This is a genomic window from Zobellia galactanivorans, assembly GCF_000973105.1.
Taxonomy (GTDB): domain Bacteria; phylum Bacteroidota; class Bacteroidia; order Flavobacteriales; family Flavobacteriaceae; genus Zobellia; species Zobellia galactanivorans.
Genome location: NC_015844.1, coordinates 833380 through 853569, shown reverse-complemented (window position 1 = coordinate 853569; position 20190 = coordinate 833380). Strand labels below are relative to the sequence as shown.

Annotated in this window: 21 protein-coding genes; 7 read left to right on the top strand and 14 right to left on the bottom strand. The window is 42.7% G+C overall.

The window, feature by feature from the left end:
* The first annotated feature begins 18 nt into the window (after nucleotides 1–18).
* Nucleotides 19–783 carry a creatininase family protein gene (locus tag ZOBGAL_RS03265; protein ID WP_013992076.1) on the top strand — a complete coding sequence of 255 codons (765 nt, stop codon included), beginning with the start codon at nucleotides 19–21 and terminating at the stop codon, nucleotides 781–783.
* Between the two features lie 32 nt (nucleotides 784–815).
* Here the strand turns inward: ZOBGAL_RS03265 and ZOBGAL_RS03260 are convergent, their stop codons facing one another.
* The 6 genes from ZOBGAL_RS03260 to rsfS are packed head-to-tail and all read right to left on the bottom strand — an operon-like array spanning nucleotide 816 to nucleotide 5610.
* Nucleotides 816–1082, bottom strand: a complete 267-nt coding sequence (locus ZOBGAL_RS03260) for an acyl-CoA-binding protein (RefSeq protein WP_013992075.1) — start codon at nucleotides 1080–1082, stop codon at nucleotides 816–818.
* On the bottom strand, nucleotides 1057–1740 hold the full coding sequence (locus ZOBGAL_RS03255; protein WP_013992074.1) for a phosphatidylserine decarboxylase family protein: 684 nt from the start codon (nucleotides 1738–1740) through the stop codon (nucleotides 1057–1059). Before ZOBGAL_RS03255 ends, ZOBGAL_RS03260 begins: the two co-directional genes overlap by 26 nt.
* Nucleotides 1730–2533: a phosphatidate cytidylyltransferase gene (locus ZOBGAL_RS03250; RefSeq protein ID WP_013992073.1), complete on the bottom strand. Its 804-nt coding sequence runs from the start codon at nucleotides 2531–2533 to the stop codon at nucleotides 1730–1732. Before ZOBGAL_RS03250 ends, ZOBGAL_RS03255 begins: the two co-directional genes overlap by 11 nt.
* A 1-nt stretch (nucleotide 2534) precedes the next feature.
* The gene (locus tag ZOBGAL_RS03245; RefSeq protein WP_013992072.1) at nucleotides 2535–3149 is read right to left on the bottom strand and encodes an LUD domain-containing protein; all 615 of its coding nucleotides are present in this window, start codon (nucleotides 3147–3149) and stop codon (nucleotides 2535–2537) included.
* Between the two features lie 58 nt (nucleotides 3150–3207).
* Nucleotides 3208–5217: an ATP-dependent zinc metalloprotease FtsH gene (gene ftsH / locus ZOBGAL_RS03240; protein WP_013992071.1), complete on the bottom strand. Its 2010-nt coding sequence runs from the start codon at nucleotides 5215–5217 to the stop codon at nucleotides 3208–3210.
* A gap of 9 nt (nucleotides 5218–5226) precedes the next feature.
* Complete coding sequence (gene rsfS / locus ZOBGAL_RS03235; RefSeq protein WP_013992070.1) at nucleotides 5227–5610, bottom strand: ribosome silencing factor; 384 nt, start codon at nucleotides 5608–5610, stop codon at nucleotides 5227–5229.
* Nucleotides 5611–5702: 92 nt separating this feature from the next.
* Here rsfS and ZOBGAL_RS03230 point away from each other — a divergent pair, with 92 nt between their 5' ends.
* Nucleotides 5703–6434: a biotin--[acetyl-CoA-carboxylase] ligase gene (locus ZOBGAL_RS03230; RefSeq protein WP_013992069.1), complete on the top strand. Its 732-nt coding sequence runs from the start codon at nucleotides 5703–5705 to the stop codon at nucleotides 6432–6434.
* Here the strand turns inward: ZOBGAL_RS03230 and ZOBGAL_RS03225 are convergent, their stop codons facing one another.
* Together ZOBGAL_RS03225 and pyrE are read right to left on the bottom strand one after the other, a co-directional pair.
* Nucleotides 6435–6827 (bottom strand): SRPBCC family protein, encoded by a 393-nt coding sequence (locus ZOBGAL_RS03225; protein ID WP_013992068.1) that lies wholly within the window; start codon nucleotides 6825–6827, stop codon nucleotides 6435–6437.
* A 7-nt stretch (nucleotides 6828–6834) separates the two neighbouring features.
* Nucleotides 6835–7476, bottom strand: coding sequence for an orotate phosphoribosyltransferase (gene pyrE, locus ZOBGAL_RS03220; RefSeq protein ID WP_013992067.1), 642 nt, complete (start codon nucleotides 7474–7476; stop codon nucleotides 6835–6837).
* A gap of 7 nt (nucleotides 7477–7483) precedes the next feature.
* Between pyrE and ZOBGAL_RS03215 the strand changes: the two genes are divergently transcribed.
* Nucleotides 7484–8071: an NUDIX hydrolase gene (locus ZOBGAL_RS03215; RefSeq protein WP_013992066.1), complete on the top strand. Its 588-nt coding sequence runs from the start codon at nucleotides 7484–7486 to the stop codon at nucleotides 8069–8071.
* Between the two features lie 5 nt (nucleotides 8072–8076).
* Here the strand turns inward: ZOBGAL_RS03215 and ZOBGAL_RS03210 are convergent, their stop codons facing one another.
* The 5 genes from ZOBGAL_RS03210 to ZOBGAL_RS03190 all read right to left on the bottom strand — a co-directional run bounded on the left by ZOBGAL_RS03210 (nucleotide 8077) and on the right by ZOBGAL_RS03190 (nucleotide 13815).
* Nucleotides 8077–9852: a M14 family metallopeptidase gene (locus ZOBGAL_RS03210; protein WP_013992065.1), complete on the bottom strand. Its 1776-nt coding sequence runs from the start codon at nucleotides 9850–9852 to the stop codon at nucleotides 8077–8079.
* 34 nt (nucleotides 9853–9886) lie between these two features.
* Nucleotides 9887–10291: a response regulator gene (locus tag ZOBGAL_RS03205; RefSeq protein ID WP_013992064.1), complete on the bottom strand. Its 405-nt coding sequence runs from the start codon at nucleotides 10289–10291 to the stop codon at nucleotides 9887–9889.
* The gene (locus tag ZOBGAL_RS03200) at nucleotides 10278–12128 is read right to left on the bottom strand and encodes a PAS domain-containing sensor histidine kinase (RefSeq protein ID WP_013992063.1); all 1851 of its coding nucleotides are present in this window, start codon (nucleotides 12126–12128) and stop codon (nucleotides 10278–10280) included. The genes ZOBGAL_RS03205 and ZOBGAL_RS03200 overlap by 14 nt, the downstream gene beginning before the upstream one ends.
* A gap of 206 nt (nucleotides 12129–12334) precedes the next feature.
* Nucleotides 12335–12790 carry a pantetheine-phosphate adenylyltransferase gene (coaD, locus tag ZOBGAL_RS03195; protein ID WP_013992062.1) on the bottom strand — a complete coding sequence of 152 codons (456 nt, stop codon included), beginning with the start codon at nucleotides 12788–12790 and terminating at the stop codon, nucleotides 12335–12337.
* Nucleotides 12791–12834: 44 nt separating this feature from the next.
* A complete protein-coding gene (locus ZOBGAL_RS03190) occupies nucleotides 12835–13815 on the bottom strand; it encodes a D-alanine--D-alanine ligase (protein WP_013992061.1) in 981 nt (326 codons plus the stop codon).
* A gap of 93 nt (nucleotides 13816–13908) precedes the next feature.
* Here ZOBGAL_RS03190 and ZOBGAL_RS03185 point away from each other — a divergent pair, with 93 nt between their 5' ends.
* The 3 genes from ZOBGAL_RS03185 to yaaA all read left to right on the top strand — a co-directional run bounded on the left by ZOBGAL_RS03185 (nucleotide 13909) and on the right by yaaA (nucleotide 16395).
* Nucleotides 13909–14496 (top strand): PASTA domain-containing protein, encoded by a 588-nt coding sequence (locus tag ZOBGAL_RS03185; RefSeq protein ID WP_013992060.1) that lies wholly within the window; start codon nucleotides 13909–13911, stop codon nucleotides 14494–14496.
* Between the two features lie 3 nt (nucleotides 14497–14499).
* On the top strand, nucleotides 14500–15528 hold the full coding sequence (locus ZOBGAL_RS03180; RefSeq protein ID WP_013992059.1) for an RluA family pseudouridine synthase: 1029 nt from the start codon (nucleotides 14500–14502) through the stop codon (nucleotides 15526–15528).
* Between the two features lie 105 nt (nucleotides 15529–15633).
* Nucleotides 15634–16395, top strand: a complete 762-nt coding sequence (yaaA, locus tag ZOBGAL_RS03175; RefSeq protein ID WP_013992058.1) for a peroxide stress protein YaaA — start codon at nucleotides 15634–15636, stop codon at nucleotides 16393–16395.
* Nucleotide 16396: 1 nt separating this feature from the next.
* Here the strand turns inward: yaaA and ZOBGAL_RS23010 are convergent, their stop codons facing one another.
* Nucleotides 16397–16525, bottom strand: a complete 129-nt coding sequence (locus tag ZOBGAL_RS23010; RefSeq protein ID WP_013992057.1) for a 30S ribosomal protein THX — start codon at nucleotides 16523–16525, stop codon at nucleotides 16397–16399.
* A gap of 197 nt (nucleotides 16526–16722) precedes the next feature.
* Here ZOBGAL_RS23010 and ZOBGAL_RS03170 point away from each other — a divergent pair, with 197 nt between their 5' ends.
* Nucleotides 16723–20175, top strand: coding sequence for a pyruvate carboxylase (locus ZOBGAL_RS03170; RefSeq protein WP_013992056.1), 3453 nt, complete (start codon nucleotides 16723–16725; stop codon nucleotides 20173–20175).
* The last annotated feature ends 15 nt before the right edge of the window (nucleotides 20176–20190 follow it).

The following is a 20190-nucleotide window of genomic DNA, read 5'->3' as shown; positions in this document are numbered from 1 at the left end:
TTTAAACAAGAATTATATATGATAAGACCTTACATTTTAGCCGAAACGAATTGGGAGGCTTTAAAGGAGGAAAGTTTTGAGTTGGTGATATTGCCATGGGGAGCTACCGAGGCGCATAACTATCATTTGCCTTATGCTACCGATAATATCCAAGCCGATCATTTGACGGCGGAAGCGGCGCGTATAGCTTGGGAAAAGGGAGGGAAGCCGATCGTGTTGCCGACCTTGCCTTTCGGGGTCAATACGGGGCAATCCGATATTTATCTCGATATCAACCTGAACCCAAGTACACAGTTGGCCATTTTGACCGATATCGTAGAAGTGCTCAATAGGCAGGGACTTTATAAGTTAGTGCTGTTTAACGGGCATGGGGGCAATAATTTTAAGCCTTTGGTGCGTGAACTGGGGTATAAGTTTCCCAAGATGTTCATTAGCTTTTGCAGCTTTCCGCAAGCCTTGGATAAAGGTTTGTATTTTGAGGAGGAAGGCGATCATGCCGATGAAATGGAGACCAGTCTTATGCTTCATTTGAGACCGGATTTGGTTCTTTCTAGGGAAAAATGGGGTATGGGTGCTTCCAAAAAGTTTAAGATCAAATCCTTTTCGGAAGGTTGGGCCTGGGCCGAACGAAAATGGTCTGAGATCAGTGAAGATACCGGTGTGGGTAATCCGCATAAGGCCAGCAAGGAAAAAGGGGAACGCTTCTTTAATGATGTTACCCAAAAGATGGGACATTTCTTTTACGAGCTGTGCAAGGCCGATACAAAGGATCTTTATGAGTAGACTTGTGAAAGGGGAGTGGGGCTCCGTAAGGCTCAGTGCTTGTTTTGCACTTCGCTCTTTACGAGTTTGATGTAAGCCTTCATTGCCTCGTCTTTTTTGATGTTCTTCGCTTGTATAAGGGCATTGGCCTTAAAGGCGTTGATAAGGGGGGTACTGCTTCCTGGGTTGCTATAGTTTTTATTGGCTATTTTGTAATAGGCATACAACTTGAGCAATAAGTCGGCTGGCAGAGGGTCGGTATAGTTGTTCATGAACTCTACCGCCTTGTCGAAATCAATATGTAATTTCTCCTTCTTCATTCCTTTTGACTACTGCGGCGATACAGGTTTCTGCACCGATTACTTTTTGGTTTAACTTAACGGTAATGGCGCAATCCAAAGGCAAGAATAAATCGACCCTGGAACCGAATTTGATAAAACCGGCATCTTCGCCCTGTTGAACGTTATCGCCTTCTTCGGCATAGTTCACTATACGTCGTGCCAATGCACCTGCAATTTGTCTGTATAGGATGTCCCCGAACTTTGGGGTGCGTATGACTACGGTCGTACGTTCGTTTTCGGTACTTGATTTAGGATGCCAGGCCACAAGGTATTTTCCTGGGTGGTACTTTGAATATTTTACACTTCCACTGGCAGGATATCGGGTAACGTGCACATTGGTAGGAGACATGAAAATGGATACCTGTTTGCGTTTGTCCTTAAAGAATTCAGTTTCCTCTACTTCTTCTATTACTACAACCTTGCCATCTACGGGCGCCAATATTTCGTCAAAGTTTTTGTTGGCTCTTCGGGTCGGGTTTCTGAAAAATTGAAGAATCAATATCAAGATTACTACCGCGATCAATTGAATGCCAAGACGTAACCAAGGAATCTCAATGGCATACTGCGAACCAAGGATAAGGGCGGAAACGATAAAAAAGGTAATAAGAATAATTTTTTGACCCTCTTTATGAAACATGGGCGAAAATATTTAAGGTTAAATACGCAAACGGTGCTGCAAATATTAAACTATCGAGGCGGTCTAACATCCCGCCATGGCCAGGTAAAATAGCACCACTATCTTTTACACCGGCAGCTCTTTTAAATTTTGACTCTATTAAATCGCCCAAGTTGCCCGTAACTACAATGATTACCGCTAGGGTAACCCATTGTGCGGGGCTAACGATAGGCTCATATTTAGCTAGGAAATAGGCTGTTGCCACGGCAAAAACCAATCCTCCCAAAGCGCCTTCAACCGTTTTCTTTGGGGATACCGCCGGAAACAGTTTGGTTCGCCCAAAGGTACGACCAACGATGTAAGCGAACGAATCGTTTACCCAAATTAAGATAAAAATACCTATAATTAGAAACTTGGCAAAGTCATTGTCGGTATAAGGGATCATGGTAAGAAAAATACATCCCCCGCCCACATAAAAAAGACCGATTATAAATTTTTGGACCGTGTTGAAAAGCTTTTCCTTTTTTGAAAAAAGATAAAAAAGAAGGGCAAAGTTAACGGTAATGGTGCAGAACAATAGTATGTAGACCACGCTCATGTCGTTAACGAAATAGATAAAGGCCCACCAAAGCGCCAAATAGGCGGCGTAGATGTGCAGTCCTTTGAGGTCGACGAGCTTTTTATATTCGTTGAGACAGGCCAGCCCGAAAATCATGAAAAGAAAATCGAAGGCATCCGAGCTTAAAAAGACGGCAGATAGTAATAAAAAGATGTAAACAGCCCCGGTAAGCGAACGCCTTAAAACTTCTTTCATGTTATAGGTCTTCCAAAAGTAAAAGATATAGATTTTTTGAACTACTTCCGTAAGTTAAAAAATCGTCTGAATTACCCTCGTTAGGTTGAAAGTGTTTTAATGTAGTGATGTTTGCGGGAATGTTATGGCCGTATTTCTTTTTGATTGTCTTTAGGCCTTCGCCGATAGACTCCACCAATTGGCTGGTCGTGGCAAAAACGATGACGTTGTACGGTAGTTCGTTCAGTTTTTTGTCCATCAACTGGTTTGAACATACCAATATAGAGCCGTTTTGGGCGATAAGATGCTCACAAGTGGTGAAAAATACTTCGCTCTCTCGTGTCTTGTCGGTAAAACTGATTTTTTCCTTAGAAAATTTTTCCTTGAGTTTGGGGTCGATGATGTAAAAGGGGTAATCTTGCCAGCTATTTTCGTTGACAATGTTTCTGACCGCCTGAGAGATTTCGCCAAACGAATCGCAGTAGAGGAATTTACCACCGTTTTTCTTGAAATGAATGGTAAATTTCTCGTCTACAGGTATGTTCAGATCGGGCATGTGGGCCCCTCTGGTTTCCGCTGTTTCTTTGGAAACCTTCTTCTGCTTGCCACCACCGAATAATTTGTCAAATAGCCCCATTTGCTCTTGTAAAACTCAATATACATTCTCTTCTGGTTAAAGAAAACGTTAAATGTTCTTATTTATTTTCTTCGCCTTCTTCTTTAGCTAGTGCGCTATTGTCAGGCGCAGTCGTATCATCGGATATTTTTTCCTGTCCTTTTTGATCGAATTCCTTGTCAAAAGGTCTCTTGCCGAAAATCTTTTCTAAATCTTCTTTAAAGATAACTTCTTTTTCTAACAACCTTTCGGCTAGAATCGTAAGCTTGTCCTTGTTCTCGGTCAATACCTGAATGGCCCTCTGGTATTGGGCTTCTATGATTTTAGAAATTTCCTTGTCGATCTTACGGGCCGTATCCTCACTGTAAGGTTTGGAGAAGCCATATGAATCTTGCCCTGATGAATCGTAATAGGTAATGTTACCTATCTCTTCGTTCAGACCGTAGATCGTTACCATGGCCCTTGCTTGCTTGGTTACTTTTTCCAAGTCGCTCAATGCTCCGGTAGATATCTTGTTGAAGATAACCTTTTCAGCGGCTCTACCACCCATAGTGGCACACATTTCGTCTAACATCTGCTCAGGGCGCACAATTAGGCGTTCTTCGGGCAAGTACCATGCGGCACCTAAGGATTGTCCCCTTGGGACTATAGTTACCTTGACCAGTGGAGCGGCATGCTCAAGCATCCAACTTGTGGTGGCATGACCTGCTTCGTGATAGGCAATTGTTTCTTTTTCACCTGGGGTGATGATTTTGTTCTTTTTCTCCAATCCGCCGACTATTCTGTCGACTGCGTCCAAGAAATCTTGTTTGGAAACTGCCTTTTTCTCTTTTCTGGCGGCAATAAGTGCAGCCTCGTTACAAACGTTGGCAATATCGGCACCGGAGAAACCGGGTGTTTGTCTCGCTAAAAATTCTAAGTCTAAGGCCTCGGAGGTCTTGATAGGTCTTAAGTGGACCTCAAATATTTCCTTACGTTCCCTAATGTCTGGTAAATCTACGTATATCTGTCTGTCGAAACGACCCGCACGCATTAGGGCCTTGTCCAAAACATCGGCACGGTTGGTAGCGGCCAATACGATAACATTGGTATTGGTTCCAAAACCGTCCATTTCGGTCAACAACTGGTTGAGCGTGTTTTCACGTTCGTCGTTAGAACCGGTAAAGTTGTTCTTTCCACGGGCACGGCCAATAGCATCTATCTCATCGATAAATATAATGGCGGGTGATTTATCCTTGGCTTGTTTAAAAAGGTCACGTACCCTTGAAGCACCTACACCGACGAACATTTCTACGAAGTCGGAACCGGATAGAGAGAAGAAAGGCACTTTGGCCTCTCCTGCCACGGCTTTCGCCAAAAGGGTCTTACCTGTTCCCGGAGGACCTACAAGAAGGGCTCCTTTAGGAATCTTTCCACCTAGGGAAGTATACTTGTCAGGGTTTCTAAGGAACTCTACAATTTCTTCTACTTCTTCTTTGGCGCCTTCAAGACCGGCTACATCTTTAAACGAGGTTCTCGTATCGGTCTTTTCGTCAAAAAGTTTGGCCTTTGATTTGCCGATGTTAAATATCTGGCCGCCGGCACCACCGCCGCCGCCGCCTGACATTCTGCGCATTAGGTAAATCCAGATGCCGATAATCAAGACAAAGGGCAGTATGCCCAAAAGAAGGTCCATAAGATAGTTGTTGTCGGTATCATAATCGACAATGGTATCTAGGTTGTTTTCTTTTTTGATGTTCTTGATCTCGTTCTCGAAATTCTGCAAATCACCATAATCGAGCACGTACTGTGGTACGGCACCGGTAGAGGGTAAAAATGGCTTTTCGGCTACATCTTTATGGACGTCTTTGGCCATAGCTTCTTCTGTAAGGAAGACTTTGGCCTGACGTGTATTGGTGATGATCATGATTTCCTTGACATCACCGTTTCTTAGGTATTCTTGTAACTCTGAGGTTGTTGTTTTTCTGGTGCTGGCCAAGTTGCCACTACCTATAAATTGAAAACCTATTAAAAGAATTGCGATCAATCCGTAGACCCACCACGAACTGAACTTAGGTTTTTTTGTATTCGAATTGTTATCTTTCGCCATTATTATTTTTTACTGGTTCAAACTGCTGCTACTTTCTATCGTGGTCAATTTGGCGTCACCCCAAAGACCTTCGATATCATAATATTCTCGAATGTGTTTCTGAAATACATGTACTACAACATTAACGTAATCCATCAAGACCCATTCGGCATTATCCTCACCCTCTACGTGCCAAGGTTTGTCTTGAATCGATTTGCTAACGATTTTACGAATTGAACCTACTATTGCGTTTACATGCGTGTTCGAAGTACCATTACAAATTATAAAGTAGTCACAAACAGTATTCTCTATATCTCGTAGGTCAAGCAGATTTATATCTTGGCCCTTAACTTCTTCTATTCCCTGTAAGATCAATGCAATTAGTTCATCTGCATTGGCTTTGCTTTTTTGCATTCAAAATTTTATTTCTACAAAGTTATTATTTTTTTGTTCTTTTAGGCCTAAGTTTTTTATAATAGATACAATATCTACGATTTAAGCCTGCGATGCAATTAATCAAACTTAATGCCACGGACTCTACAAACGCATATTTAAAACGTTTGTTGCCCGATAGTTCCTTAACTGATTTTACGGTGGTTATGGCCGAAGAACAGTTGAAGGGTAAGGGGCAAATGGGGGCTGTTTGGGAGTCTGAGGCCGGTAAAAACCTCACGATCAGTGTTTTGAAAAATGAATTGCATTTGGTTGCCGATGATTTTTTTGCGTTGAACATCTGTGTTTCACTTGCCGTTTATGACGTGCTGAAGGCGTATCAAGTGCCGAACCTTAGCATAAAATGGCCCAACGACATTCTGTCAGGTACTTCGAAAATTTGTGGGATTCTTATTGAGAATTTGCTTTCTGGGGGGCAAATAAATACGGCCGTGATAGGTATTGGCCTAAATGTGAACCAAACATTTTTCGGTAATGTTGAAAATGCCTCTTCCTTAAAACTGATTTTGGGTAAAAATTTTAATCTCGATGAGCTGTTGCATGCTATAGTTGAAAGTTTAAAACAGAATTTTTTGAAAATAAAGGTAGGGCCCATGGTGAAATTGTGGCAGGCCTATGAGGAAGTGCTTTTTCGAAAAGACAAGCCCTCAACCTTTGAAAATCGAAATGGAGAACTCTTTATGGGGTTCATTCGTGGTATTTCTCCCAAAGGAAAACTGGTTATAGCCCTTGAAGACAATATCATGCAAGAATTCGATATCAAAGAGGTGAAACTGCTCTACTGATCAGATTTTCGATAGGTTTTCTGAAAGTGTTCCCATGAAATTGGTGATCGGATGTTTGATCATCATGGCCATCATAGCGTTGAACTTGCCTTCAAAACTTAGGGTAACCCCACTTTCGGTGTCATTTATCGATGTGATGTCGGCTGTTAGGGTAAAAGGCAATTTATCACTGGCGGCACCCAATACAATTTGGCTATAAGGGGTTTGACCCTGACGTTGTAAAACAATCTGTGGCATGCCACTTAGGGCAAAAAGAAACCGATCTTCATTAATGACCTCGAATTTTTCGATGTTATCGGGCATCAATTTTTCAAAATTCTTCAGGTCGGTCAAGAACTCAAAGACTTCTTTGTTTCCTTTGGCTATATTTTTTTGAGGTGTTTCTATATGCATATCAATATTATTGCTGCCACTTCGATGGATTTTTTCTCCATTCCAATAGGGCGTTTAACTGGTCTTCTTTAATAAAGTGGGTGTCCGAAGCCTGTTCGATCAGGTGTTCGTAATCACTCAAGGTATTTAAAGAAACATTTTTTGCTTCAAAATTGCTTTGTGCCACATCGAAACCATAGGTGAAAATGGCTAACATGCCTTTGACTTTGGCCCCGGCCTCGGTTAAGGCGTCAACTGCGTTCAGGCTACTTTTTCCCGTGCTGATCAAATCTTCGATTACCACCACCGTTTGATTGGGCTCTAGTTGGCCTTCAATCTGGTTTTTTCGTCCGTGGGACTTGGGCTCGGGCCTAACATAAATGAACGGAAGCCCCAGAAAATCGGCTACTAAGGCACCTATTCCGATGGCGCCCGTGGCTACTCCGGCAATAATATCCGGCTTGCCGTAAAGTGACTCTACTTGCTTGGCCATTTCTTCCCTGACGAAGTTTCTTATGGCGGGATAAGAGAGTATTATACGGTTGTCACAATAGATTGGTGATTTCCATCCGGAAGCCCATGAGAAAGGATTTTCCGGTTTCAACTTAATTGCATTAATTTGCAATAGGAGTTCGGCCGTTTTCTTGGCTGTATTCTTGTCTAAAACCATGACGCAAATGTATAAAGTTTTTGTGAACGAATTGCCCTTGATCTTGACAAATAAACTTTCGGAAACGGGAGGTGGTGAATATTTTTTGTTAAACGAAGATTCTATACAGGCGGCGATCAAGGCGTTACGGAAGAAAAAAATGACCGAGGCCTATATTTATCACCCCAATCATGAGGAGATCCTAAAGAAGTTTACACGAAAAATTCCTTTGGTCGTAGCGGCAGGTGGCGTGGTAACCAACAACCTTGGCGAGGTATTGTTCATTTATAGGAACGATAAATGGGATTTGCCAAAAGGGAAATTGGACAAAGGCGAGTCGATTGAGACTTGCGCCATACGCGAAGTTATGGAAGAGACCGGTGTCAAGGACCTGCGCATAGAGAATTTTCTTAGGAAGACATATCACGTGTTCAGTAACAACGGCGTCTATACTCTAAAAGAGGTGCATTGGTACGCTATGAGAACAGACTATGATGGCAAACTTAAGCCTGAAAAGAAAGAAGGGATAGAAAAAGTGAAGTGGAAAGGGCCAAAAAAAATTCAGGAAGCCCTTCAGAACTCCTATAATAACATCAAGATACTTTTTGGCGATTAAGGTCTTTACTTTTTTATTATACGGTATACCGGATACTGTAAATGGGCCTCTTCATAGTGCTTCGATCGCTTGAATAGCCAATCCAATTGGGCGTACCAATTGGCATTGAACTCAGGGTCGTTGGCTTTTTTAGAGAGAAAACTATCTTTTAATACTTGGTTTTGTTTTAGTAATTCGGCAGCTTCATCTTCAAAAACGTAGGGAGAGAAACCTTCCTTTTGTTGTAAAATACTATCGAAAAAATTCCAGTTAAAGAACGAATCCGTGGCTTCGGGTTCCAAGGTTTCAATAATATACCTGATGCCTTCTTGGTCGGTAGGTATAAGAATATCGCCTTGTTGAAACTTTATGTTTTTAACGCTGACCTTTACTTTGGTGTCGTAGTGGGGGTAATGCCCTTCATAAGGGTAGTCTAAGGTCTTGTAATGGTCTATTTTGTATGATTCTACGGCAATCACCGTATCTTTCTGTATGGTGTTGTAGTTGATCTTGTTGAGGTCAAGCAGGGTAAGTACTTTGTGCCATCCCTTTTTTAAAACGTAGGCTTCGGGAATTTCGACCGAGTCTGTCGAGATATAATGGTTTTGATAATTGACTTTCTTGACAAAGGGCTTGTTTCGGTCATATTTCAAACGGGTGAGTCCGGTAACCTCGCTGGTAAGCGTATCGGCTTCATATCCCTTAAAATCCAAAACGGTTGTTTTGGTGGTGTCTATTTGCCATTTGGTGGGGTAGTGTGTCCAATTCTTGTGTCTGTGTTTGGCTTCTGCCCTTAGTCGTTTTATTTCCTTGGCATCGGTTTCTGCCAATGAAATCATTTTCGTCATGAGTTCATAGGTTCCTTCAACCCTTTGTTTGTAGGGCTTTAGCATATGGGTTTCTACCATCATGCCGAATGTGTTCCAAAGCGTAGTGTATCCTGTGGAGTATCTGGGGTAATCCATAAACTGCGAAAACCCTTTTTCGGGTACTTGGTTGAAGACGTTGACGTAAGGGGTAATGCTCCAATCATCTTCCAATAATGATTTTTCTAGTGAGGGCATCATCTTGTTGTGAATATAATCGCCTAGTTCGCCGCCGAATTTGTTGTGTTGGGTAAAAAGATGGGTTAGGGTGTATTGGTAGTCCGCACCGTTGCTTACGTGGTTGTCGATGAATATATCAGGGTTTACCGTATGGAAAATTTGGAAAAAAGTACGGGCGTTCTTGGTGTCTGCCTTTATAAAGTCCCTGTTCAGGTCGTAGTTTAGGGTGTTGCCGCGAAAACCGTAGGCCTTTGGGCCGTTCTGGTTGGCCCTTGTTGTATTGTTTCGGTTAAGGGCTCCGCCTATATTGTATATGGGGATGGTAACCAGGACCGTGTTTTTGGGGGCGGGTATTTTTCCCGATGCAAAATCCCGGAACAGGAGCATGGTAGCGTCAATACCGTCGCTCTCCCCAGGGTGAATGCCGTTATTTATAAACAAAATGGTCTTGTCGCTACTTACTTTTTTTAAGTTGAAATCGCCATCGGGGTTGTAGGTGATAATATGAAGCGGATAGCCACTATCGGTACTGCCGATGGTCTGCATATTGATTTCGGGAAAATCTTTGGCCAATCGGATGTAGAAATCGATGGTCTCTAGGTAGGTGGCCGTTTCCGTGCCCTTACTGAGTTCAAAACGGGTCTTGTAATCTGCTGTTTGGTCATCTTGTTCGCTTTCGCAAGAAGAACAGAACAACAGGGTCAGAACAAGAAGGTTGAATATCCCCGAGCTAATTTTCGTAAATCTTTGTCGCATATACCAAAAATAAGCAAAAACAACCAAGTTTTAACTATGCTACTTTGGTAATCTCGGCAACGTGTTCTTTACGGATGGGTTTGTTGTTGAAGGTAATGGTGTGGTCGGTTTTTTGCTTGAAGCACTCCCATTTTTGTAAGTCGATTTTGTCTATGGAAGAGGTAATAATGTTTACCCTTACTTTTTCTTTTGTGGACAGGGTTATGAATTCATCTAGAAATTGCCATCCGTCCATGATGGGCATATTGATGTCTAAAAAAATGACCTGTGGGGCTTGCTTGTTTTCTTCTATTCGTCGTTTGATTCCGTCAATTGCCAACTTGCCATTACGGTATACTGTAATATCATCGCACTGCACAACGAGGCTCAACATTTTTTGAATGCCGAACACCGTAATCGGATCATCATCGATAATACAAATACTCTCAATTTTGTTCATTAAAATAGATTTTGAAGGTGGTGCCTACGCCTACCTCACTGGCAACGGTTACTTTGCCGTTCATAGCTTCAATTTGATTTTTTGTAATGTATAGGCCAATACCTCTAGAATCACTATGGTCGTGAAAGGTCTTGTACATACCGAATAATTTTTCGCCATACTTATTCAGATCGATACCGAGTCCGTTATCTGAGATGGAGAGAATGGTGTAGCCCTCCTCATGTTTAGTTTCCAGCCTGATTATAGGGCTTCTGTCCGGATGCTTGTATTTGATGGCATTGGTAAAGAAGTTCATCAGTATGCTGTCGATGTACGATGGTATAACGTTTATTTTTACATCGTCGCTAATCGTATTGATAATTCGGGCCTCGTTGCTTGTAAAAAAAGGTTTGAGATTATGTTTTACAGAAGCTATACGTTGGTTGAGCCGTACGGGTTTCTTTTTAAGGTTGATATTGGTGTTTATGGCAACTACCTCGTTCAGGTTTTCTAGGGTTTCCAGTAGATTGTCAGAAGCTTGGGTAAGCATTTCTGTAATCTTAACCTTTTCGTTTTCGTTCTTTTCGTGGGCCAAAAAGTCTAAAAGCATAGAAAAATTAGCTGTGTGCGAACGTAGGTTGTGCGAAACGATATGTGCGAAGTTGACCAGTTTTTTGTTTTGTTGGGAAGTAACGTTGATCAGGTCGCGTAGTTCTTGTTCTTTTTGTTTCAGGTCCGTGATATCCATACTGATACCTACGAGGCCCTGAGCCTTTCCGTTGTTGGATTTTAAGGGTATTTTTGAGGTGAGAAAGGTCACCATTTTACCATCTTTGGTCCTGCTGGTCGTTTCACGGCCCAACATAGGTATTAAGGTTTCCATTACATGGAGGTCTTCTGCCCTCGATATTTGGGCTACGTCTTTATCAAAGAGATCAAAATCATTTTTCCCCAATAATTGGTCGGGATTTTCGACGCCCATATACTCGCATTCCGATTTGTTTACCAGAATTTTTCGAGACTCTGTGTCCTTTATAAAAACGTTCAGGGGCAGGTTGTCGATAAGCGTGCGCATCAAGAGCTCGTTTTCCTTGGTCTTGGCCTCACGGCGTATCTGTTCCTCTATGTTCTGTAAAGTGCCTTTTAGGCCTACGATTTTACCGTCGATATAGGTGGGCATACCAGCTACCTGTACCCAAATTTCCTTGCCCTTTATAGTTTTGAACTGTAGTTTTTCATTCCAAGTCTTACCGTTCATTAAGGTATCGTGCACGTGCATGGCAATGGTATTTCTACTGTGTCCGTCTTTGTATTGGCTGATGGCCGAGTCAAAGCTGAATTTGTAATCTTTGGAAACCCCATAGATTTCGCGAATAACATCACAGCCGATAAGTGTATCGCTCATAAAATCATATTCCCAAACGCCTATTTTACTGATTTCGCAAGTGGCATCAAGAAGTGATTGAAGCTTGGCTACTTTTTCCCCTTTTAGTTTCTCTTCGGTAATATCGTTAAAGTGAATGATCAGCCCCATGGTTTCATTGGTATCGTTCAGCCAAGCCGTGCATGACCATTTATACCATTTGGCATCTGCTTCGCTTTTTAAGCTGTAAGTAACGTTGAGGTGCTCAGAAGAATTGGAAAGGCAGTTGTACAAAGTGTTCTCCCAATTGTCCGACAAAGTAGTGAACAGTTCGTTGATGGGTTTGCCAAAAACGAGCTGGGAATCAAAACCAAAATCACGTACGAATTTATCGGACGCATACACAACCTCGAACTTTTTGTTCGTGAAAACAGTGGCTGATGGCAGCTGTTTTACAAGGGGGTTGTTTTGTATGGTTTTGGTTCCGTTCAACATATTACTGTAATTTCTGACTAAAGTAGAGGCATTTTACTTTATATCTAAACCTTTGTTGTGAATAGTATAAAACTCGTTGTGTTGCAAGAAAAATGGGATGTTTACGACTTTAAATAGCCAAAGCGTCGTATTTACTTACAAAATACGATTTTATTTTAACATTTGTGTATTTTAACGAATTATTAGGGTGAAAGGCGGTTTAGGGTCTATGAAATACGTACGGTATCCGGTACGAGGCCCGTATAGTCGCCTCCGTTTCGAATTACGTCCCTGACAATTGACGAGCTGATGTAAGATTTTCCTGAGGAGGTCAATAAAAAAACGGTTTCTATTTCAGATAATTTTCTGTTCGTATGGGCAATCGCTTTTTCAAATTCAAAGTCCCCCGGATTTCTTAACCCCCTCAGAATGAAGTCCGCTTCTATTTTCTTACAAAAGTCTACGGTCAGCCCTTCGTAAGTGAGTACCTTTATTTTAGGCTCGTCTTTGAACGCCTGTTCGATGAAGTGCATGCGCTCTTCTAAGGTGAACATGTATTTCTTTTCGGAATTTACACCAATGGCAATGATAAGTTCGTCGAACAGGGTGATACCTCTTTGTATGATATCGAAGTGGCCTAGGGTCAAAGGGTCGAAAGAACCGGGAAAAATTGCGCGTCTCATGGGTTTGTTCGTTTTAGGAGCGTATCTTATTTCTTAAAGGTAGGTCATTTTTGGTTGAGTGCTTCATCAACGGCGCTTGTAAATAGTTCTTCCAAAGAAATGCCGGCCTTTTCGGCCTGCTGTGGTAATATGCTTTCGGTGGTCAGGCCAGGGGTGGTGTTCATCTCCAACATATAAGGTTCGTCTTCAATAAATATGAACTCGCTTCTTGAATAACCTTTCATTTTTAATACTTCGTAAGCGCGCTTGGCCATTTCTTCCACCTTGTCTCGCTGTATTTTGGAAATGCGGGCAGGGGTTATTTCTTGCGATTTGCCTTGGTACTTTGCTTCGTAATCAAAGAAGTCGTTTTCCGAAACGATTTCGGTAATGGGCAACACCTTGGTTTCTCCTTTGTAGGTAATCACGCCAACGGAAACTTCCGTTCCGTCGAGAAAGCCTTCAATGATAATTTCATCGTCTTCTTGGTAGGCCTTGTCTATGGCGCTTCTTAAATTTTCTTTTTCATGTACTTTGGAAATGCCAAAACTGCTGCCGGCTTTGTTGGCCTTTACGAAACAGGGTAGGCCTACCTTGGCAATAATCGCTTCCTCATCGATCGGGTCGCCGAGGTTCAAATAATAAGATGGGGCGGATTTTATACCATACGGCTTCAATACGCTTAAAAGGTCACGCTTATTAAAGGTAAGGGCCGATTGGTAATAGTCGCATGAGGTCTGGGGAATGCCTAGCAGCTCAAAATAAGCCTGCATGAGGCCGTCTTCGCCCGGAGTGCCGTGAATGGCATTGAAAACACAATCAAAAGCCACGTGACCCTGATCGGTGTTTACCGTAAAATCGGCCTTGTTTACCGGGTGTTCTTTTTCGTTTGCATCAACATAGACCCATTTTTCTTTAAAAATATGGATACGATAGGTGTTGAACCTTTCTTTGTTCAGGTAGCGGTGTACTACATTTCCACTGTTTAACGAAATTTTGTACTCGCTAGAGTAGCCCCCCATAATGATGGCAATATTTTTCTTCATACGACCGTTTAAATTCTTGGCAATAAAACGAAACCGAAATTAAACAAAAAAAGCAATACGAGTTCACTATATTTGTACCGTTAAAATAAACATATGCGTAATTTTTTCAACTTTTTAAAAAGTAGGGTGTTTTTTATTCAACTAGGCCTGGCGATAGTGCTTTTGGTAGTTGTATCGATTTTTGTATTGCGCTGGTTAAGCTCTACCACCAATCACGGTGAATTTGTTGAAGTGCCCAATTTTGCCAAGATGTCGGTTCCCGATATGCGTAAGTCGGCAGAAGCAGCAAAATTAAGATATGAAGTTCTCGATTCGGCAAACTTCAATCCCGAGTATCCGAGGTTTTCGATTATAGAGCAAAATCCACCGGCGGGTAGTAAGGTCAAGGAAAACCGAAAAATTTATCTGACCGTAAATCCTTCCGGCTATAAAAAAGTTTCCGTTCCTAATATTATACAGGTTACCCAGCGTAACGCTACCTCAATGTTACGCGCCGTAGGTCTTGATGTGCAGCGGGTTACCTATATTGACCAGTTGGGTAAAGACATGGTCTATTATATTAAGTACAAGGGCAAGCAAATCAAACCCGGCGACAAGCTGCCTAAAACCTCTAAGATAGAATTGGTTTGTGGTAATGGCTCCATTACCGATCAGGCCAGGGTTCAAGCAGATTCAGAATAATACATGCAAACACCGGAAAACCAAGAACTGAACGATGACGAGCTTTTTGAGCATCACCGTTTTGTAGCCTCAAAAGGTCAAGAACCGTTAAGGGTCGATAAATTCTTAATGAATTTCATAGAATACGCTACCCGAAACAAAATCCAACAGGCTGCGAAAAGTGGTCATATTTGGGTCAATGGGGCTATCGTAAAACAAAATTACAAGGTAAAACCGGGCGATGAGGTAAAGGTCTTGTTCGAGCATCCGCCGCATGAATTTCTTTTGGTTGCTGAAGATATTCCTATCGATATCGTTTACGAAGACGATGTGCTCTTGGTGGTGAACAAGCCCGCCGGAATGGTGGTACACCCAGGTCATGGTAACTATTCGGGTACGCTGATCAATGCGCTACTACATCATATCAAAGACCTTCCTGTAAATAGTAACGAACGGCCAGGCTTGGTGCACCGTATAGATAAGGATACGTCGGGACTTTTAGTGGTAGCCAAAACCGAGGCTGCAATGACCCATCTTGCCAAACAATTTTTCGATAAAACATCGGAAAGGGAATATATAGCCTTGGTATGGGGCAATGTGGAGGATGATCATGGGACAATTGAGGGCAATATTGCCAGAAATCCAAAGAACCGCTTACAAATGCAGGTCTTCCCTGAGGGCGATGAAGGCAAGGAAGCCGTAACGCATTACTCCGTTATAGAAAGGTTGGGTTATGTAACCTTGGTGTCGTGTAAGCTCGAAACAGGTCGTACCCATCAGATCCGGGCGCATATGAAATACATAGGCCATACCCTCTTTAACGATGAGCGCTATGGAGGTGATAAAATATTAAAGGGCACCACATTTACCAAGTACAAACAGTTTGTGGACAACGCCTTCAAAGTACTGCCCCGGCAGGCCTTACATGCCAAAACCTTGGGTTTTGTACATCCCGTAACGGGCGAGACCATGCGTTTCGATTCTGAAATTCCCCAAGATATGGTCGATTGTATCGATAAATGGAGGCACTATGCACAGCACAGTAGCAAATAGGTTATAAGGAACATCGATAGCCCTATCGATAACTCTTTTCCAAATGCATAGGTTTTACTCTGGATCATCAGTATTTTTACCTGAAGTTTTGAAATAGACACAAGCATGAAAATCGTTATCTCTCCTGCAAAATCCTTGGATTTTGAAAAAGAATATCCAAAATATAAGGAAACACAACCACAATTTTTAGATGAGGCCCAGAGCCTGAACAAGGTTTTGGCCAAAAAAAGTCCAAAGGCCCTATCTGAGCTTATGGGGATTTCCGATAATTTGGCCCAGCTCAATTATGAGCGAAACCAGAACTTTGAAGTGCCTTTTACCCTGAAAAATTCCAGACCGGCCATTTATGCGTTCACGGGTGATGTCTATCAGGGACTGGATCCCTATACCATACCCTCCCATAAGATGGAGAAATTACAGGAAAGATTACGTATCCTCTCGGGATTGTACGGTATTCTTCGCCCCCTTGACCTTATGCAGCCCTATCGTTTGGAAATGGGTACGCAGCTGAAGGTCGGTAGAAAGAAGAACCTTTACGAGTTTTGGAAAAAGACCCTGACCGATACCTTGAATTCGGAATTGAAAGACGATGAGCTTTTTATCAACCTGGCGAGCAACGAATATTTTAGTGCCATTGACAAAAAGGCGCTGAAAGTACCTATTATTACCCCCATATTCAAAGATTGGAAAAACGACAAGCTCAAGGTTATTAGTTTCTTTGCGAAGAAAGCGCGCGGTGCCATGGTTCGTTATATTATAGATAACGAAGTGCAAAGCCTTGATGAACTGAAAGGGTTCAACTATAACGAATATGAGTTTAGCCCGTCACATACCTTAAAAGAAAACGAACCTGTTTTTATCAGGTAATCTATTTCTTTTTCTTTAGGCTGATTTTTTCTTCTACGGTAGGGCGTCTCTTAATTTTTCTAGGGCGCCTTGCCCCGTAAGAGCGATTGGCAATTTTCCCTCTTCTCGATTTTTTGTCTCCTCTTCCCATGTGATATTATTCTTTAGCTGAAGATACTATTTTAGGTTCGGAATATCAAGTAAAGCGCAAACTGACTTTCTTAAGGTGACATAGAAACGTCACAAAATTCCTATAATTTATAGGGGTGTCATATTGCTATCCTAGAGCAAAAAAGTTAAGTTTGTTTGAATCGGTTCAAGGGTAATAATTTTAAACAACGCACAAACATGAAGATAGAAAAGGTTTTAGTAGCGAACAGAGGTGAAATTGCCATACGTATTTTTAGGGCCTGTGTTGAGATCGGTGTGCGAACGGTTGGGATCTATACTTACGAAGACCGGTATTCCTTACACCGCTACAAAGCCGATGAATCGTATCAAATAGGGGAGGATAACGAACCGTTAAAACCCTACTTGGATATCGACGCCATTATAAAGGTGGCCAAAGAGAACAATGTAGATGCCATTCACCCGGGGTACGGATTTTTGTCGGAGAACGCCAAGTTCGCCCAAAAATGCGCTGACAACGGTATTGTCTTTGTCGGTCCTAAAGTTTCGGTATTAAAGGCCTTGGGCGATAAGATCACCGCCAAGGAGGTAGCGGTGGCGAACAATATTCCCATAATTCAGAGCAGCGATAAGGACCTGAAGGATGTAAAGACGGCCATAGCCGAAGCCAATCGCATTGGTTATCCCTTGATGTTAAAGGCGGCTTCGGGTGGTGGTGGACGTGGAATGCGCGTCATTCGGACCCAAGAGGAGCTTGAAAAGGGCTTTCCCGAAGCCAAAAGGGAGTCGTTGAACGCCTTTGGAGACGATACGGTCTTCCTCGAAAAGTTTGTAGAGAACCCCAAACATATCGAAATACAGATCGTGGCCGATACCCATGGAAACATCGTGCATTTGTACGAACGCGATTGTTCCGTACAAAGGAGGTATCAGAAGGTTATAGAATTCGCCCCGTCGATAGGACTCCCACAAGAGACCAAGGATAGTCTATATCGTTATGCCATAGCCATTTGCAAGGCGGTCGATTATAACAATATCGGTACGGTGGAGTTTTTGGTAGACGATGACGGTAGTATCTATTTTATAGAGGTGAATCCGCGTATTCAGGTAGAGCATACGGTTACCGAAATGATTACCAATATCGATTTGGTAAAGGCCCAACTTTTTATAGCGGGAGGATATAAACTGTCGGATACCCAGATAAAAATACCGAATCAAGAATCGGTTCAAGTAACGGGTATAGCACTGCAATGTAGAATAACTACTGAAGACCCATCGAATGACTTCAAACCCGATTACGGGGTGGTCACTACTTATAGAAGTGCTTCCGGTTTTGGTATTCGTTTAGATGCGGGAAGCATTTATCAAGGGGTGGTTATCTCGCCTTTTTTCGATTCCATGTTGGTAAAGGTTTCGGCGCGTAGCCGAACGCTTGATGGTTGTTGTAGAAAAATGCGCCGTGCCTTGGCCGAATTCCGTATCCGTGGGGTGAATACCAATATGGCCTTTCTCGATAATATCTTGAAGCACGAAACTTTTCGCGAGGGCAAGGTAACGGTCAATTTCATTAAGAACGAACCTAAACTTTTTGAGTTCACCGAACCCCGAAACCGGGCCAATAAGCTGATTACATTTTTAGGGGAGGTCATAGTAAACGGCAATCCCGATGTTAAGAAGCTTGAGCCTGGCCGTATTTTTAGCAAACCGACAATTCCTTCCTTTCCGAAAATGGACGGGCATCCAAGGGGTACCAAGGATTTGTTGACCGAATTGGGGCCTGAGCAATTTGCCCAATGGCTCAAGGCGGAGAAAAAAGTACATTTTACCGATACCACCATGCGCGATGCCCACCAAAGTTTGTTGGCGACCCGCATGCGGACCATAGATATGATGAAAGTGGCCGAAGGCTATGCCAAGAATCATCCCGAAATATTTTCCATGGAAGTCTGGGGAGGCGCCACTTTTGATGTTTGCTTGAGGTTCTTGCATGAAAATCCATGGGAGCGTTTGGCCCTGTTGCGTAAGGCCATGCCCAACGTATTGCTGCAAATGCTTATTAGAGGTTCCAATGGCGTAGGGTATACGGCCTATCCCGATAACCTGATCGAGAAATTTGTAGAAGAATCGTGGAATACGGGCGTAGATGTCTTTAGGATTTTCGATTCGTTAAACTGGATGAAGTCCATTGCCCCATGTATTGAGCACGTACGAACCAGAACCGGTGGTTTGGCCGAAGGTTCCATTTGCTATACGGGCGATATTCTAAATCCCTCCAAAACAAAGTACGACCTAAAATACTACGTGCAACTCGCCAAGGATATCGAGAATGCCGGAGCCCATATTTTAGGTGTAAAGGATATGGCCGGACTCTTAAAGCCGAATGCCGCCTTTGAATTGATCCAGGCTTTGAAATCTGAAATCAATATTCCTATCCATTTACATACCCACGATACTTCCTCGGTACAGACGGCTACCTATTTAAAGGCGGTCGAAGCTGGTGTAGACGTGGTCGATGTGGCTTTGGGCGGACTTTCGGGACTCACTTCCCAGCCCAACTTCAATTCGGTCTTGGAGATGCTCCGCTTTCATGAGCGCGAGAATCCGATGAATACCGAAAAACTCGCCGAATACTCCAACTATTGGGAAACTGTCCGTAATTACTATTACACTTTTGAATCGGGATTGAAATCGGGTACGGGCGATGTGTACCATCATGAAATTCCTGGAGGACAATATTCCAACCTAAAAGGACAGGCCATTGCCTTGGGGCTTGAGGATAAGTTTACCGAGGTCACCAAAATGTACGCCGAGGTCAACCAAATGTTCGGGGATATCATCAAGGTTACCCCGAGCTCGAAAGTAGTCGGCGATATGGCGCAATATATGATCAGCAACAACCTAAGCGTTGCGGATGTTATGGAAAAGGGAGAGGATATTTCTTTTCCCGAATCGGTAAAAAGCTTTTTTAGGGGAGACTTGGGACAACCGGTCGGTGGATTTCCAAAGAAATTGCAGAAAATCGTTCTAAAGGACGAAAAGCCATATACCAACAGGCCCAACGCGCATCTCGAACCCATAGATTTTGATAAGGAGTTCAAGGCTTTTAGGCGAAAGTTCAAAAAGGGAATGGGTAGGGAACTCGAAATGACCGATTTTCTTTCCTATAAATTATACCCGAAAGTCTTTACCGATGCCTATAACAACCATGTGAAGTACGGAAATTTGGTAAATATACCGACGAAAAATTTCTTCTACGGCATGGAAGTGGGAGAAGAGATCATGGTCGAGCTCGAAGGGGGAAAGAACGTTCTGATTTCATTGATGCTCAAAGGTGAGCCCGATGAGGCCGGTAACGTTAGTATCTTCTTTAAGATCAACGGTCAACTTAGAAATATTTTGATCAAGGATACTTCCGTAAAAGTGGAAAAGCAGGAAAATATAAAAGTAGACCCGAGTGATCCCAAACAAATTGGGGCGCCATTGCAGGGACTACTTTCCAATGTACTTGTCAAGACGGGCCAAGAGGTGAAAAGGAACCAGCCGCTCTTCGTTATCGAGGCCATGAAAATGGAGACGACCGTAACGGCTACCGAAGAGGGGGTTGTTGCTAAAATACAATTACAAGGGGGGTCTTTGGTAAATTCCGAAGATTTGGTATTGACTTTAAAATAGGTATATTATATATCT

What these genes read in the sequence shown, in the direction of transcription:
- ZOBGAL_RS03265 (WP_013992076.1), top strand. Translation starts at nt 19, where the DNA reads ATGATAAGACCTTACATTTTAGCCGAAACGAATTGGGAGGCTTTAAAG.
- ZOBGAL_RS03260 (WP_013992075.1), bottom strand. Translation starts at nt 1,082, where the DNA reads ATGAAGAAGGAGAAATTACATATTGATTTCGACAAGGCGGTAGAGTTC.
- ZOBGAL_RS03255 (WP_013992074.1), bottom strand. Translation starts at nt 1,740, where the DNA reads ATGTTTCATAAAGAGGGTCAAAAAATTATTCTTATTACCTTTTTTATC.
- ZOBGAL_RS03250 (WP_013992073.1), bottom strand. Translation starts at nt 2,533, where the DNA reads ATGAAAGAAGTTTTAAGGCGTTCGCTTACCGGGGCTGTTTACATCTTT.
- ZOBGAL_RS03245 (WP_013992072.1), bottom strand. Translation starts at nt 3,149, where the DNA reads ATGGGGCTATTTGACAAATTATTCGGTGGTGGCAAGCAGAAGAAGGTT.
- ftsH (WP_013992071.1), bottom strand. Translation starts at nt 5,217, where the DNA reads ATGGCGAAAGATAACAATTCGAATACAAAAAAACCTAAGTTCAGTTCG.
- rsfS (WP_013992070.1), bottom strand. Translation starts at nt 5,610, where the DNA reads ATGCAAAAAAGCAAAGCCAATGCAGATGAACTAATTGCATTGATCTTA.
- ZOBGAL_RS03230 (WP_013992069.1), top strand. Translation starts at nt 5,703, where the DNA reads ATGCAATTAATCAAACTTAATGCCACGGACTCTACAAACGCATATTTA.
- ZOBGAL_RS03225 (WP_013992068.1), bottom strand. Translation starts at nt 6,827, where the DNA reads ATGCATATAGAAACACCTCAAAAAAATATAGCCAAAGGAAACAAAGAA.
- pyrE (WP_013992067.1), bottom strand. Translation starts at nt 7,476, where the DNA reads ATGGTTTTAGACAAGAATACAGCCAAGAAAACGGCCGAACTCCTATTG.
- ZOBGAL_RS03215 (WP_013992066.1), top strand. Translation starts at nt 7,484, where the DNA reads ATGTATAAAGTTTTTGTGAACGAATTGCCCTTGATCTTGACAAATAAA.
- ZOBGAL_RS03210 (WP_013992065.1), bottom strand. Translation starts at nt 9,852, where the DNA reads ATGCGACAAAGATTTACGAAAATTAGCTCGGGGATATTCAACCTTCTT.
- ZOBGAL_RS03205 (WP_013992064.1), bottom strand. Translation starts at nt 10,291, where the DNA reads ATGAACAAAATTGAGAGTATTTGTATTATCGATGATGATCCGATTACG.
- ZOBGAL_RS03200 (WP_013992063.1), bottom strand. Translation starts at nt 12,128, where the DNA reads ATGTTGAACGGAACCAAAACCATACAAAACAACCCCCTTGTAAAACAG.
- coaD (WP_013992062.1), bottom strand. Translation starts at nt 12,790, where the DNA reads ATGAGACGCGCAATTTTTCCCGGTTCTTTCGACCCTTTGACCCTAGGC.
- ZOBGAL_RS03190 (WP_013992061.1), bottom strand. Translation starts at nt 13,815, where the DNA reads ATGAAGAAAAATATTGCCATCATTATGGGGGGCTACTCTAGCGAGTAC.
- ZOBGAL_RS03185 (WP_013992060.1), top strand. Translation starts at nt 13,909, where the DNA reads ATGCGTAATTTTTTCAACTTTTTAAAAAGTAGGGTGTTTTTTATTCAA.
- ZOBGAL_RS03180 (WP_013992059.1), top strand. Translation starts at nt 14,500, where the DNA reads ATGCAAACACCGGAAAACCAAGAACTGAACGATGACGAGCTTTTTGAG.
- yaaA (WP_013992058.1), top strand. Translation starts at nt 15,634, where the DNA reads ATGAAAATCGTTATCTCTCCTGCAAAATCCTTGGATTTTGAAAAAGAA.
- ZOBGAL_RS23010 (WP_013992057.1), bottom strand. Translation starts at nt 16,525, where the DNA reads ATGGGAAGAGGAGACAAAAAATCGAGAAGAGGGAAAATTGCCAATCGC.
- ZOBGAL_RS03170 (WP_013992056.1), top strand. Translation starts at nt 16,723, where the DNA reads ATGAAGATAGAAAAGGTTTTAGTAGCGAACAGAGGTGAAATTGCCATA.